The sequence below is a fragment of the Marinobacter sp. DSM 26671 genome (genome assembly GCF_900112835.1).
Classification (GTDB): domain Bacteria; phylum Pseudomonadota; class Gammaproteobacteria; order Pseudomonadales; family Oleiphilaceae; genus Marinobacter; species Marinobacter flavimaris.
In genome coordinates this window covers 149,572-163,529 of the sequence record NZ_FONF01000005.1, presented here as the reverse complement: position 1 = coordinate 163,529, position 13,958 = coordinate 149,572, and the positions used below count along the sequence as shown (strand labels likewise).

At 58.7% G+C, this 13,958-nt stretch carries 14 protein-coding genes; 2 read left to right on the top strand and 12 right to left on the bottom strand.

Annotated elements, in window-relative coordinates; all coding sequences use genetic code 11:
- Positions 1 to 37: 37 nt before the first annotated feature.
- Both BM035_RS07565 and BM035_RS07560 read left to right on the top strand, forming a co-directional pair.
- Positions 38 to 3,793: a YhdP family phospholipid transporter gene (locus tag BM035_RS07565; protein WP_053112676.1), complete on the top strand. Its 3,756-nt coding sequence runs from the start codon at positions 38 to 40 to the stop codon at positions 3,791 to 3,793.
- Between the two features lie 30 nt (positions 3,794 to 3,823).
- Complete coding sequence (locus tag BM035_RS07560) at positions 3,824 to 4,669, top strand: carbon-nitrogen hydrolase family protein (protein ID WP_008170148.1); 846 nt, start codon at positions 3,824 to 3,826, stop codon at positions 4,667 to 4,669.
- A gap of 9 nt (positions 4,670 to 4,678) precedes the next feature.
- Here the strand turns inward: BM035_RS07560 and yjgA are convergent, their stop codons facing one another.
- From yjgA to BM035_RS07500, 12 genes are all read right to left on the bottom strand, one after another.
- Positions 4,679 to 5,206 carry a ribosome biogenesis factor YjgA gene (gene yjgA / locus BM035_RS07555; protein ID WP_008170149.1) on the bottom strand — a complete coding sequence of 176 codons (528 nt, stop codon included), beginning with the start codon at positions 5,204 to 5,206 and terminating at the stop codon, positions 4,679 to 4,681.
- 15 nt (positions 5,207 to 5,221) lie between these two features.
- Positions 5,222 to 6,583 (bottom strand): magnesium transporter, encoded by a 1,362-nt coding sequence (gene mgtE, locus BM035_RS07550; RefSeq protein WP_062781914.1) that lies wholly within the window; start codon positions 6,581 to 6,583, stop codon positions 5,222 to 5,224.
- A gap of 9 nt (positions 6,584 to 6,592) precedes the next feature.
- Positions 6,593 to 6,862, bottom strand: coding sequence for an HPr family phosphocarrier protein (locus BM035_RS07545; RefSeq protein ID WP_008170151.1), 270 nt, complete (start codon positions 6,860 to 6,862; stop codon positions 6,593 to 6,595).
- A 7-nt stretch (positions 6,863 to 6,869) separates the two neighbouring features.
- Positions 6,870 to 7,754 carry an RNase adapter RapZ gene (gene rapZ / locus BM035_RS07540; RefSeq protein WP_008170152.1) on the bottom strand — a complete coding sequence of 295 codons (885 nt, stop codon included), beginning with the start codon at positions 7,752 to 7,754 and terminating at the stop codon, positions 6,870 to 6,872.
- 28 nt (positions 7,755 to 7,782) lie between these two features.
- Positions 7,783 to 8,253, bottom strand: a complete 471-nt coding sequence (ptsN, locus tag BM035_RS07535; RefSeq protein ID WP_008170153.1) for a PTS IIA-like nitrogen regulatory protein PtsN — start codon at positions 8,251 to 8,253, stop codon at positions 7,783 to 7,785.
- A gap of 87 nt (positions 8,254 to 8,340) precedes the next feature.
- A complete protein-coding gene (hpf, locus tag BM035_RS07530) occupies positions 8,341 to 8,649 on the bottom strand; it encodes a ribosome hibernation promoting factor (RefSeq protein WP_092030976.1) in 309 nt (102 codons plus the stop codon).
- 101 nt (positions 8,650 to 8,750) lie between these two features.
- Complete coding sequence (locus BM035_RS07525) at positions 8,751 to 10,277, bottom strand: RNA polymerase factor sigma-54 (protein WP_175497359.1); 1,527 nt, start codon at positions 10,275 to 10,277, stop codon at positions 8,751 to 8,753.
- Between the two features lie 151 nt (positions 10,278 to 10,428).
- Complete coding sequence (gene lptB / locus BM035_RS07520; protein ID WP_008170158.1) at positions 10,429 to 11,154, bottom strand: LPS export ABC transporter ATP-binding protein; 726 nt, start codon at positions 11,152 to 11,154, stop codon at positions 10,429 to 10,431.
- A complete protein-coding gene (gene lptA / locus BM035_RS07515; RefSeq protein WP_008170160.1) occupies positions 11,132 to 11,686 on the bottom strand; it encodes a lipopolysaccharide transport periplasmic protein LptA in 555 nt (184 codons plus the stop codon). The genes lptB and lptA overlap by 23 nt, the downstream gene beginning before the upstream one ends.
- Positions 11,670 to 12,254, bottom strand: a complete 585-nt coding sequence (gene lptC, locus BM035_RS07510) for an LPS export ABC transporter periplasmic protein LptC (RefSeq protein WP_008170163.1) — start codon at positions 12,252 to 12,254, stop codon at positions 11,670 to 11,672. The genes lptA and lptC overlap by 17 nt, the downstream gene beginning before the upstream one ends.
- Entirely contained in the window at positions 12,251 to 12,799 is a 549-nt protein-coding gene (locus BM035_RS07505) for a KdsC family phosphatase (RefSeq protein WP_008170166.1), read from the bottom strand. Before BM035_RS07505 ends, lptC begins: the two co-directional genes overlap by 4 nt.
- A 22-nt stretch (positions 12,800 to 12,821) precedes the next feature.
- Entirely contained in the window at positions 12,822 to 13,802 is a 981-nt protein-coding gene (locus BM035_RS07500) for a KpsF/GutQ family sugar-phosphate isomerase (RefSeq protein ID WP_008170168.1), read from the bottom strand.
- Positions 13,803 to 13,958 lie beyond the last annotated feature (156 nt).

The following is a 13,958-nucleotide window of genomic DNA, read 5'->3' as shown; positions in this document are numbered from 1 at the left end:
CGGGAAACTGCGCCGGTTACCGGGTTAAGGGGTCTGAATGTCCTCCGCTGACCACGAACCGCCGCTTCCGGAGAACCTGCCCGAGAGCCCTCCGGTTCGGCTTTTGGCGCGGCTCGCCAGCCTGATCTGGTGGATGCTGCTGACACTTCTGGTGCTGCTGGCCTTATACGCCGGTCTTGGCCGCCAACTGACCCAGAATGTGGACAGCTTTCGCGATGATCTGGCTCGTGAGCTGTCAGACCGACTGGGCCATGATGTCAGCATCGGTGGCCTTTCATCCCAGTGGTACTGGCTCGACCCCGCCTTTACGGCCAGCGACATTCAGGTCACTCACCCTGACACCGGAATTGTCGTTGCCAACCTTCAGCATCTGAATATCCGCTTTGCTGCACTGGCCTCGTTGATGCGTCTGAGGATTGTCTTTGAGGACTTCCAGGCAGACGGTCTGGAACTGACCGTGAATCAGGAGCGCGGCGGTGATGTTGCGGTGAGAGGCGCAGAAATACCGGAACCGGTCAGCAATCAGTTGCAGGAGTGGCTGGAGCTTGCCGGTGACTGGCTCTCTGATCCTTACGTCAAGATTACCCGCGTCAATCTTGGTATCCGGGATAACCAGGGCAACCTGCGCCACCTGGATATCCCCCAGCTGGATCTCGACTACCGCCGTGGATTGTTCCACGCATCCGGCCGTGCCATGCAGTCTGGTACTACCCAGCAGCTGGCCAGTTTTGCCCTCGTGGGCCAGCATTTTTTCCGGGGTGACTTTACCGGCCAGTTGTACCTTGGCGTCGATTCCGGCCGGCTGTTCGACGGACTGGTTGACGAGTACCAGTGGCGATCCCTCCGGGTGGAAGGCTTCGATCTTGGTGGTGAAGCCTGGCTTACGTTCCGCAACGGTTTGCTGCAACAGGTGACCGGTACGGTGCGGACCCCCTATCTGCAGTTGGGTGTAGGCTCTCAATCCCTGGCGCCACTGGAAGACATCCGCGCGAGATTTGGCTGGCGTCGCCACGATACGGTGATGACCGACGAGACTGTGGTCGAATCCGGGGCCTTCGCCCTTGGCGAGTGGCATCTGAAGCAGCTCCAGTGGACCTGGGACGGCGATGTGGTTTCACCTTTCAGTCTGAGGTTGGCGCCGTCGGAGGGAGGCATGTCCGTCATTGCCGACGCCCTTCCGCTAGCGCCCACACGTCGCCTCGCTGCGCGGCTTCCGTTATTGCCGGAGCGTGCACTCCGGGCCCTTCAGGACTATAGGCCCGGTGGCTTTCTGGACCAGTTGAGAATCTTCTTCCCCGAGGGCGCCCCGGAAGACTTTCAGCTTTCCGGCCGGTTGCGTGACGTTAGTGTTCGGGCCCACGGCGGCGCGCCCGGCGTTACCTCTGTAAACGGAGACATCGCTCTGGACCGGCAACGAGGCTATGTCCGGATTGCCGCCGGCGAGTCGCCCGTTTCTCTGGATTTTCCCCAGCTTTTCGGGGGCGCCTGGTCATTCCCCGTACTTGAGGGCGAAGTGGCCTGGCTGCTGGATGGCGCTATTACCCGTGTGTTTTCGGATGGCGTACGGATGCGTTACGGCGAGGCCACCGAACTGGACGGTGCTTTTGACCTCAGGATGGATCGAGAGGGTGAAGACAATCTGGGGCTCAAAGTGTCGGTGAAAAACGGCAACGCCGACATGCTGGCAGATTTCGTTCCGGTTAAGGCGGTAAACCCCGGTTTGTACGATTGGCTCACGACCGCCATTCTCGAGGCCGATATTACCTCAGGGACGTTTTTCGGCCATGGTCAGATAGGTTTTGGTGCACCCCGGGGCTCCTTCGTCACCTCAATGATCTATGAATTCGATCAGGCATCTGTCCGCTACGATGACGCCTGGCCGGAGGTCACAGGTGCCCGGGGCAGTGTCAGGGTTCACAATGGCGACACGCTGGTTCGACTCGAAGCAGGTCAGACCGGTGGCCTGGATCTCGATCCCGGGACGGTTCGCGTGGAGCCCTCCGATCAAGGCACACGGATAAGGGTGGATACCTCGGCACGGGTGCCCGGCGAATCGGTCGGGTTCTGGATGGAAAATAGCCCCCTGGGTGATATGGCAGGCACAGAGGCCCAGAAGCTTGAATATGGTGGTGAGTATCAGCTGGACCTTGGTGTCGACTTGCCATTGGGGACGGAGCAGCCAACCGTGGTTGAGGCAAAAATTGCCGCACAGGAAGGCACCGTCTCCTACCCCTCGGCAGGGTTGGCCTGGCGGTCGGTTCAGGGTGAACTGACCTACCACAGCGAAAACGGCTTCTCCGGTGGCCCTTTGACTGCCGAATTTTTCGATGAACCGGTAACCATTGCCTTCAGCAAGTCCCGGGCGGGCAATGCCCTTACCATCCGGCAGTCGGGAACGCTACCGGTGCCCGGGGTGTTTGAGCAGGCGGGACTTGAGACCAGTTCGGGTTTTGGTTTGCAGGGCAATGTTACCTATACCGCGGACCTGGACGTGGGATCGGATTCAACGTCGGGCATCCGCGTGCGGTCCACTCTTGAGGGGCTGGCGGTTGACTGGCCGGAGCCACTGTCAAAAACGGCGGATGAGGCAGCACCGCTGCGGGCAACCATCAATCCCTCGGCCGCCGGCGGGCTTGGCATTACGGGCGACTGGGAAAACCGCGCAACGTTCGATCTGTTATGGAAAGAGACCGGGTTTGATTTGCGTCTTGGCCGCCTGCACCTTGGCCCGCAGGTGTTGAACGATATTGATATCAATGCCCTCGATCTTGGTGACCGGTGGGTGGTGACCACCAGCTCGCAACGCGCCGAAGGCCGACTGACAATTCCGCAAAATGGCGACACGGTGAAGGCCGATTTTCAGGTGTTACGGCTCGTGCGCAGTGAAACACCCCCTGAGGATTCGCCGGAATTACTCACCCTCGAAGAGCAGCTTGAGGCGTTCCGCGCGCTGGATATGGGAAACTGGCCGGATATCGATGTCTCGATTGCGGAACTGCAACTGAACGACGAATCGTTGGGACAGTGGGCCTTCCGGCTCCGCCCCGAACCTTTTCGGTTGCAGGTAAATGACATCGAGGGGCGCCTGAATTCCCTGACACTGCTGGGCGACATGAGCTGGAGCATCGTCGGAGACCGGGAAACCAGCCGGTTTACAGGTTCCATCAGCGGGGGTGCGCTCGCGGATCTGAACGAGCTCCTCGACACTGAAATGCCGGTCACTAACGAGGGGACCAACATAGAGCTGGATCTGGACTGGCCCGGCCGTCCGGATGAGCTTTCCATACCGGAGCTCAGTGGCTCGGTCAGTCTAAGGCTGGATGAGGGTGTGATCCTGGAGCGAAACAACACGGCGCAACTGTTCCGGGTGTTCAATCTGCTGAACTCTGACACCCTATGGCGCCGGTTGAAGCTCGACTTTTCCGATCTGTATGAGCGTGGGGTGGCATTCGACGCGATCTCGGGCAAGGCGCAGATCATCAATGGCTTGCTGACCATGGATCCCGAACTGCAAATAGTGGGCCCATCCGGCGCCTTCAAACTCAGTGGCACGACCAATATGGCCAGCGAGGAGCTGGATATGCGGCTTGTGGTTGTGTTGCCCCTGACTCAGAATCTGCCATTGGCGGCGCTGCTCATGGGTGCCGGTGCGCCGATCGGCGGCGCCTTGTTTGTGCTGGACAAGATTCTGGGCGATCCTTTGAGCAGGCTGACAAGCGCAACCTACAGCGTGACCGGCTCATGGGACGAGCCGGAAGTGAATCTGCAACGGGTTTTTGACACCGGCGAATAACTTTTCTGTTTGGCAATATCGGAGGCAGTCATGAACAAGCGTGTTTCCAACCGGGTCGCAGCCATCCAGATGGTCAGCGGTCATGACATTGACGCCAATCTGCGCGAAGCGGAACAGCTGCTGGCCCGGGCTGCCGAGCAGGGCGCCTCGGTCGCCGTACTGCCTGAGAATTTTGCGGTTCTGGCCACCAGTCAGATGATTGATCGTGGTCGCCAGGAGGCGGGGGCCGAGCCTGTCATAAGAACCTTCCTGGCCGAACAGGCCCGGAAACTGGGGCTCTGGATCGTTGGCGGATCGATGCCCGTGGCCAAACGACCGGACGGCTCAGATCTGGAGGATCGGGTCAGGGCAACCTGCATTGTCTTTGATGACCAGGGTGAGGAAGTTGCCCGTTACGACAAGATTCACCTGTTTGATGCCATGGTGGAAGACGCCCATGGTCAATACCGTGAATCGGACACCTTCGAGCCCGGCGAACAGATAGTGACCGTGGATACGCCCGCGGGCAAGCTGGGGTTGGCGATCTGCTACGATCTTCGCTTTCCGGAGCTGTTCAGGCTGCTGCGTGAGCAGGATGTCGACTGGATTTGCCTTCCGAGCGCTTTCACCTGGCAGACCGGTGATGCCCACTGGTACCCCCTGATCCGGGCCCGCGCGATCGAGAACCAGGTATGGTTAGTGGCACCTGGCCAGGGTGGCCAGAACAGCGAGCGCCGTCGCACCTATGGCCACAGCCTGATCTGTGATCCCTGGGGGCGGATCGTGACGGAAATGGGGGAAGGCCCGGGCCTGGTCACCGCCGAACTGGACGCCGATCAGGTAGCCAATCTGCGCGCCCGGATGCCGGTGTGGGAGCACCGCCGGCTCAAAGGTTGAACCAACGGCTCACATGGCCTCGGCGTCATCGATGCACTCCCTGAGATAACGGAACAGTTTCCGGGCCTGGCCGGTGTTCTTCTGTTTTTCGACGTCTTTTCGGGCGTTTCGAGCAAGGTTTCGCAGGTGCTGCATATCGGCAGTGGGGCAGTAGCTGAAGAACTCGCCAACAACGGAATCGCCTTCGGCAATCATCCGGTCCCGCCAGCGTTCCGCCAGGTGGTGTCTGCGGGTGTGTTCTTCGCTACCGGCATCGAAGGCGTCGATGGCTTTCGCCAGGGCTTCAGGATCATCTTCCTGTCGGATGACCTTACCGATGTATTGCAGGTGCCGTCGTTTGGCCTCGTTCTGGCGGATACGGCGGGATTCCTCGATCGCGGCGCGGAGGGTCTCGCTGATTGGCAAGGTTTCCAGCTGATCGTTGCTCAGGTCCAGCATCCGCTTGCCCAGATCCTGCAGGGCATGCATTTCCCGTTTCAGCTGGGATTTGCTGGGGCCGTCGTATTCCGGCGCGTCGTTGTCTTGATGGTCTTTCATAAATCCGAGATCCGCTTAAGCGTAGAAAATCGTCGCGAGGCCAAGAAAGGCCATGAACCCGACTACATCGGTCACAGTCGTGAGAATCACGCTGCCTGCCAGGGCCGGATCAATATTGCGAGATTTGAGAAACAGTGGCAGAACCGTGCCAACCAGCGCTGCGGCGACAAGATTGATCACCAGCGCGGCAGCAATGATCGCGCCGATCATCACATCCTGGAACCAGAGCATGGCTGCACCCGCCACCACGGCGGCCCAGAGCAGGCCGTTCAGTATCCCTGACAGAAATTCCCGGTTCAGCAGCCAGCCTACGTTGGCGCCGCTGATCTGCCCCACGGCCATACCGCGAATCACCAGTGTAAGCGTCTGACTACCAGCAATGCCGCCCATACTGGCAACAATTGGCATCAGCACTGCGAGCGCCACCACTTTGGCGATCGTGTCTTCAAATAGCCCGATGACGGCGGAGGCGGTCAGTGCCGTAATCAGGTTGATGCCCAGCCAGACGGCACGGCGACGGGTGGTTTTCCACACCGGCGCAAAGGTGTCCTCGTCTTCGTCCAGACCCGCCATACTCATCAGTGAGTGGTCCGCATCCTCCCGGATAACGTCAACCACATCATCGATGGTGATCCGACCCAGCAGGCGGCCCTCCTCGTTTACCACCGGCGCCGAGATCAGGTCGTAGCGTTCAAACAATGTCGCTACCTTGGTGTCGGAGAGGCTCACGGGAATGGGCTCGATGTCGGTATCCATGACTTCCCGCACGGTGGAGGCGGGGTTGGAGACCAGCATTTTCGTGATGGGCAGCATGCCAATGAAATCGTCCCGCCGGCTGACCACGATCAGGCTGTCGGTCATGGGTGGCAGGGTGCGGTGCCTGCGCAGGTAGCGGAGCACAACATCGATACTGATGTCCGGGCGCACCGTAATGGTGTCCGTGTTCATCAGACCGCCGGCGGTGTCCTCCGGGTAGGAGAGAACTTCCTCCACGCGCTGGCGGTCCTGCTCGTCCATGGTGTCCAGGACTTCCTGGATCACCGTATCCGGCAGTTGCTGCAGCAAGTCGGCCAGGTCGTCCGACTCGAAATCCTCGATGATATCCGCCAGTTCCTGAGCGTTCAGCTGGCTCAGGAAGTAGCCACGGATATCGTCGCTCAGGTACTGGAGAACTTCCCCTTCCAGTTGCTTGTCGACGAGATTCCACAGCAGGGCCCGCTGCCGTGGCGGTGAGGATTCCAGCAAATGGGCAATATCACTGGGGCTCAGGCCACCGTTCAGGATGCGGGCAACCTGCTTCAGTGCGCCACTGTCCAGTGCTTCGCTCAGGGAGCGAAGACGCTGGCGGGCCTGGCTTTTTTCCAGAATATCGGTCATGTGTTTATTTTACTCACCCTCACCGAAATAGTCGTTAATCAATTCCACCAATGCTTCGATGGCCTGTTCCTCATCCGGTCCGTCGGCAATGAGCTCCACATCGGTTCCTTTGCTGGCGGCCAGCATCATCACCTGCATGATGTTCTTCGCGTCCACATCCCGGCCTTTGCCGCTGATACGCACGCTGCTGTCGTATTCCGATGCCGTGTTGACCAGCTTCGCAGTGGCGCGCGCATGCAGGCCCAGTTTGTTGATGATGGTAATGGGGCGGCGAATCATGGCTTGATCAGATCTCTTCCCGGGTCTGCAGGTGTGGCAGTTCGGTGTGCCGCACTTGCACATTGCTGTACCGTTGCCGGAAGTACTCACCCAACTGCTCGCACACATACACCGACCGGTGCTGGCCGCCGGTACAACCAATGGAAATGGTCATGTAGCTGCGGTTGCTGTCTGCAAAAGAGGGCAGCCAGGTATCCAGAAATGATTTCAGGTCCTCGATCATCTTCCGGCTTGCCGGTTCTTTTTCCAGAAACTCGATAACCGGCTGATCCGTCCCGACATACTTGCGGAGGCTGGTATCCCAGTAGGGGTTGGGCAGGCAGCGGACATCGAAAACGTAGTCGGAATCCAGCGGCACGCCGTGTTTGAAGCCGAATGACTGAAACAGGAGAGCCAGTTCCTGATCTTTTCGACCGACCACGCGCTGCTTGACCATGTCCCGCAGCTCGTACATGGACATGCCGGTGGTATTTACGTAAAGATCGGAAAGCTTGGAGAGGGGCTCCAGCAGTTTCTTCTCGCTGGTAATGGCTTCCCGGAGAGAGGTCCTGTCGTCACTCAACGGATGCTTTCTGCGGGTGGCGTGAAAACGCTGCAGAAGCGACTGCTCGTCGGCGTCCAGGAAGATGATTTCAACGGTAACCCCGGTTTCCTGGAGGCGCCGGTAGATCTCCTCGAAATTGGCCAGCTCGCCGGAAAGGTTCCGCGCATCGATACTGACGGCCATCTTGCCCAGTCGACCAGGCCTGGTCTGGCTGGCGGCTTCCCGTGTGAGGGGGAAGAGCAGGCCAATAGGAAGATTGTCGATGCAATAAAACCCGAGGTCCTCCAGCACATGAAGTGCGGTACTCTTGCCCGAACCGGACCTGCCACTGACGATAATCAGCTTCATGACCACCTTACCTCCACTGCAGTGAATATCAGCCGCCTGAGGCGGTCATGCGCTGGTACAGCGTGCTGGCGTCCTCGGATTGCCGGAGGCGATCACAGAACGACCGCTCATTGAACTTTTCAGCCAGTTGGCTGAGCAGCTCCAGGTGTTCGCTCGTTGCTTCCTTCGGGACGATCAGGGCGAAAATCAGATCCACCGGCTGATTGTCGATAGCATCGAATTCGACGCTTTCTTCCAGCGTCATCAGCACGCCCACCACGTGATCAAGTCCTTCCAGACGGCAGTGGGGAATGGCGATTCCCTGGCCAATGCCGGTGCTGCCCAGGCGCTCGCGGGAAATCAGGTTGTTGAAGAGCTGGGTCTCGCTGAGCGTGTTGTCCTGATGGTTTATCTGCTCGGCAATAAACTCCAGGGCCCGTTTCTTGCTGGACGCAGCTACCCTGCAGAGGGTGAGCTCCGGAGCAAGAATGTTCTCTATGGTCAGGGATGTGTCGCTCATGGATCGACTGCGTTTCCGTTAAAAAAAAGGCTGCGACACGTTACTCATGTCGCAGCTCGATTAGATGAATTGCATGAAAACAGTCAGTTAGCGAGAGCCGTTTCCGTGCATCCGGTCTACATTCTTTTCCTTGTGCTTGAGGATCTGACGGTCAAGCTTGTCGATCAGGGCATCGATGGCTGCGTACATATCCTCATTTTCTGCCTTTGCGTGAATCTCACCACCAACCACGTGCAGCGTGGCTTCCGCAATCTGGCGCACCTTCTCCACTTCCAGGGTTACCTGGCAGTTGCTGATGTGGTCAAAGTGACGCTCGAGCTTCTGGAACTTCTCTGAAACATAATCCTTCAGTGCGGGAGTAAGTTCTACGTGATGGCCTGAAATATTGAGTTGCATAGGCGTCTCCTGTTGTCATCGTTCCGGCTCCCGGGAGCCGGTCTGGGTGCTGGCGCATTGTGCGCCGGCAAATAGTACGTTGCGCCCGGACCCCGGGGTGTTCAGACCAGCCGCTTGCGTTCGTTCGAAGGCGGAATGTGCATGGCCTCCCGGTACTTGGCAACGGTGCGTCGCGCAACCTTGATTCCCTGTTCTCCTAGCATGGCTGCAATTTTACTGTCGCTCAACGGCTTTTTGGGCGTTTCCGCGGCAATCAGCTTTTTGATCATCGCGCGGATCGCCGTGGAAGAACATTCACCGCCTTCGTCAGTGCTGACATGGCTGGAGAAGAAATATTTCAGCTCGAAAATTCCCCGGGGGGTGTGCATGTATTTCTGGGTGGTGACCCGGGAAATCGTGGACTCATGCATCTCAACCGCCTGGGCGATATCAGAGAGGATCAGCGGTTTCATGGCTTCTTCACCCTGATCCAGGAATCCTTGCTGGTGCTCGACAATACGGGTCGCCACTTTCAGCAGGGTTTCATTGCGGCTCTGCAGGCTCTTGATAAACCATTTCGCCTCCTGCAACTGATCCCGCAGGTAGGTGTTGTCGGCACTGCTGTCCGCACGCCTTATAAGAGAAGCATAGCTGGCATTGACCCGGATGCGCGGTGCAATTTCAGGATTCAGCTCAACACGCCAGCGGCCATTGTGTTTGCGAACGATCACGTCCGGAATCACATAATCGGGTTCGGCCCGGTCAATGACATCGCCCGGCCGCGGATTCAGGCCGGTGATCAGCGCCAGGACATCCCGCAACTGGTCTTCTTTCAGGCGGCTGCGGCGCAGCAACTGGGCGTAATCGCGGTTGCCCAGCAGGTTGATGTAATGGGTAATTACAAGGCGTGCCTGGGCCAGCCAGGGTGTTTCCGGCGGCAGCTGGTTGAGCTGGATCAGCAGGCATTCCTGTAGGTCCCGGGCAAACACGCCGGGCGGATCAAAGTGTTGCAGGCGGTGAAGCACGGCTTCCACTTCATCCAGTTCAAGGGGGTCTTCATCGTTCTCATCCAGCAGTCCGGCGTGGATTTCCTCCAGCGGGCTGGTGATATAGCCCCGTTCGTCCACTGCATCCATCAGGGCATGGGCAATGGCCTGGTCCCGTTCACTGAGGGGCGTCAGATTGAGCTGCCATTCCAGGTGATCCTGAAGCGTTTCGGTCGGGGAATTACGGGTTTCGAAATCGTGATCGTTTTCGTCGTCGTTGCGGGCTGCCGGCGCTGGTGCGGACTGGTAGATGTCGTCCCAGGCGGTATCAACCGGCAGATCGTCCGGAATGTTGTCAGGAATCTCGTTCTCCGAGGACCAGTCCGGGCCGTTCTCGGATTCATCCCAGTCGCTGGCCGGTTCCGGGGCAGCTTCAGCGGCGGACTCGGTGGCGTTGGCCTCGCGCTCGTCGTTTTCGCTGGCTGCGTCGGTCTGGTCATCGTCCTCGGAGGTCTCCAGCATGGGGTTGGATTCCAGTGCCTGCTGGATTTCCTGCTGGAGGTCGAGAGTGGAGAGCTGGAGAAGCCGGATCGCCTGTTGCAGCTGGGGCGTCATGGTCAGGCTTTGACCCAGCTTTAACTGTAAGGAGGCTTTCATAACCATGGTTCAGGATCCGTCACTCATCAGCGCGTTGTGTCATAAGTCGTGAAAAAATCTTTATATGCCGGTTACTTGCCGTGATTTTAATTTACCCTAGCAAGTTCTTTGCCGAGTTTACTTGCTACAGGTCATCAAAACAATCAGCCATTGGGTGTCAGAGTCTGAATTCGTCGCCGAGATAGACTTCCTTGACCTGCTGGTTGGCCAGGATGGCGTCGGCATTGCCGGAGGCGATGATGTGGCCGCCGGAAACAATGTAGGCATTCTCGCAGATGTCCAGGGTCTCACGCACGTTGTGGTCGGTGATCAAAACGCCAATGCCTTTGTCCCGAAGGTGCCGGATGATGTGTTTGATGTCACTGACGGATATGGGGTCCACACCGGCGAAGGGTTCATCCAGCAGGATAAAAGCCGGCTCCATGGCCAGTGCCCGGGCAATCTCCACCCGTCGGCGTTCACCGCCGGACAATGCCATGCCAACACTGTCCCGGATATGGGTGATGTGGAATTCTTCCAATAACCCCTCGAGCTTCTTCTCCCGCTCTGCCTTGCCCAGCCCCGGCCGGGTTTCGAGGATGGCCATGATGTTGTCGCGTACGGACAGTTTGCGGAAGACCGAGGCTTCCTGGGGCAGGTAACCGATGCCCTGGCGGGCCCGACCATGCATGGGCAGGGGGGTGATATCCCGGCTGTCGATCGTGATCCGCCCGCGATCAGCGGGGACGAGCCCAACGATCATATAGAAGCAGGTGGTTTTCCCGGCACCGTTGGGACCAAGCAGCCCGACAATTTCCCCACTGCGGATTTCCAGGGAAACGTCGATCACCACTTTTTTCTGTTTGTAACTCTTTGCCAGGTTACTGGCTCTCAGAACTGCCATCGGATCCCTGTCTGTCTGTACTGCGTGGCTGAATCACCATCTCTACCCGGCCGCTGCCCTCGCCGGTGTCTGCGCCGCCCTCAGCGGTGACAACCCGGCCGACGGTATCATAATGAATGACATCACCCCGGAACAGGTTGCCATTCTGCTCGATGACTGCTTCCCGTTCAAAGGTCAGCTGGCTGTCGGTGGCAGACCAGGTAATGTTCAGGGCACGGGCATCGGTTTCGCCTTCCCCCTCGCGCGCCGGTTGACGGTATATAGCGGGCGTACCAGAGGCTTCGATCCGGCTCAGGCCGTCCTCGGTCCGGTACAGGACGACCCGCTCGGCAGTCAGGCGGGTATTGCCCTGCTCAAGTTCCACAGCGCCGGTGTAGGTGGCAATGCCCTGGCCGTCATCCAGGCGGGCGGTATCTGCGGTGACCTTGATAGGAGTGTCAGAATCAAGGTCAAATGCAGCCGCCGGGCCGATCATCACGACCGTTAGCAGGGCAGCCATCAGGCGCCGGTATCGGTTAGTTTCCGGTTTCATAGAGTCCTTCCACCTGGGAGTTCAGTTCCAGAATTCGTTCGTCTATCCACGCTTTCATGCCCGTGGCCCGGGTTATGCCGGTAACATCACGTATTTCTACGGGCGCGTCTGTATATACCATGCCCCGGTCGTTATCCAGGGTCAGGCTTGATGTTGTCAGGACGGCGTCCCGTTCGCCAATCGTGCGCTGAACCCGGACATTGTCCGTCAGGTACACCAGATTCTGGTTTTGCAGCAAGCTGCCATTGTCGGCCTCGACAATCCACGGCAGGGCCTCCTGGTCCCCGTACAGCTCGGCCCGGGGAGATTCCATGGTGGCCAGGTTGCCTTCCTCGAACTGCTCAATTCGGGGGCTGGAAAACCGGATCTTGAGATTGCCCGCTTCATCGAAGGAGGTGTACTGACCATTCACCACGAAACCGTCTGGTTCGGCGTCTCCCCGTAGGGCCGCTGCCTCGTCATCAATCACAGGGGGTTCATCGCTGCGCCAGAGCAGGAATACGGCTGCCACCACGGTAGCAGCCAGTGCCAGTGCTCGCAGCCAGGGTCTGTCCAGCAGCCAGTTCATGCCTCGGGCTCCAGATAGGGGGCAAGTGCTGCGTCAAGCCTGCCATGGGCCGTCAGCAGCAAGTCGCAGGCTTCGCGGACCGCCCCTTCGCCGCCCCGGGCAATGGTGCAGTAGTCGGCATGCTGCTGCACCAGCCAGTAACCGTTGGGCACGGTGATGCCCAGTCCGGCGAACCTCAGTGCCGGGAGATCTGGCAGATCGTCCCCCATGTATGCGATGGCCTCGGGGCTGATATCCATGGTGCTGACCAGTTCCTGAAGGGCTACCTTCTTGTCCTCTCGCCCCTGCATCAGGTGGGGAATGCCAAGATCCCGCATGCGCTTCTCGGTCAGGGGGGACTTTCGTCCGGTGATCACGGCCACGGTAATCCCGGCTGCCATCAGTTGTTTCAAACCCAGGCCATCCAGAATGTTAAAAGCCTTGAGCTCATCACCAGTGGCGCTGAAATAAAGTTTACCGTCGCTCATGATGCCGTCGACATCCAGTGCGATCAGGCGGATCTTTACGGCCTTTGCCAACAGCGAATCCGGCCATTGGTGCTTCATATCAAACAGCTCCTCATAGCCCCTAGATAACGCCGGCACGCAGCAGGTCGTGCATATTGATGGCGCCAATCAGACCACCCTGGTCGTCGGTAACGGGGAGGGCGTTGATCTTCATCTCCTCCATTATGTTCAGCGCTTCCGCCGCCAGATGATCGGCCTGGATCGTTTTACCATGCCGGGTCATGACCTCGTTGATGGGCGTATTGTGAATGTCCACCGATCGATCCAGAGTCCGTCGAAGGTCACCGTCCGTAAATATTCCGGTAAGAGTGCCTTTATCATTGACGACGGTGGTCATACCGAGACCCTTTCGGGACATCTCAAGAAGAGCACCGCTCAAGGGGGTATCCTCGTTGACGACTGGAATCTGATCACCGCTGTGCATGATGTCGGAGACCCTGAGCAGCAGCCGACGCCCGAGGCTGCCGCCGGGGTGAGAGATAGCGAAATCCTCGGCACTGAAGCCCCGGGCCTCAAGGAGTGCAACGGCGAGGGCATCGCCCATCACCAGGGTGGCCGTTGTGGAGGAGGTGGGCGCCAAACCCAGTGGGCAGGCTTCCACCATAACGCTGACGTCCAGATTGGCGACGGCTTCCCGGGCCAGTGTGGAGCTGGCATTGCCGGTCATGCTGATCAGCGGAGCGCCCATGCGTTTGATCAACGGCAGAATGGTGACCACCTCGCTGGTGTTGCCGCTGTTGGAAATGGCGATGACCACATCCTGGGAGGTGATCATACCCATGTCACCGTGGCTTGCCTCGCCCGGGTGCACGAAAAACGATGGCGTTCCAGTGCTGGCCAGGGTGGCGGCAATTTTGTTGCCAATGTGGCCGGATTTTCCCATGCCGGTCACAACCACGCGGCCCTTGCAGTTCATGATAACTTCGCAGGCCCGCGTGAACTGGTCGTCGATTCGGCCTTCAAGGGCATCAATGGCGTCGCGCTCAATGCGGATGGCGCGGATGGCAGAAGATCGGAAATCGCTGGGAGTCTGTTCGGTCATCGGGCTTTGGGCCTGGCTGTCGGGACGTTGTAAATGTTGGGCAGAGTATACCATTTTCACCCGGCAACGATGCCCGGTTACCGAAAGTTCAGTCAAACTGATCATTGCTATCAGTACATTTTGGGCACTTTGGATTGAGCTTGCGCGCTCCTTGGC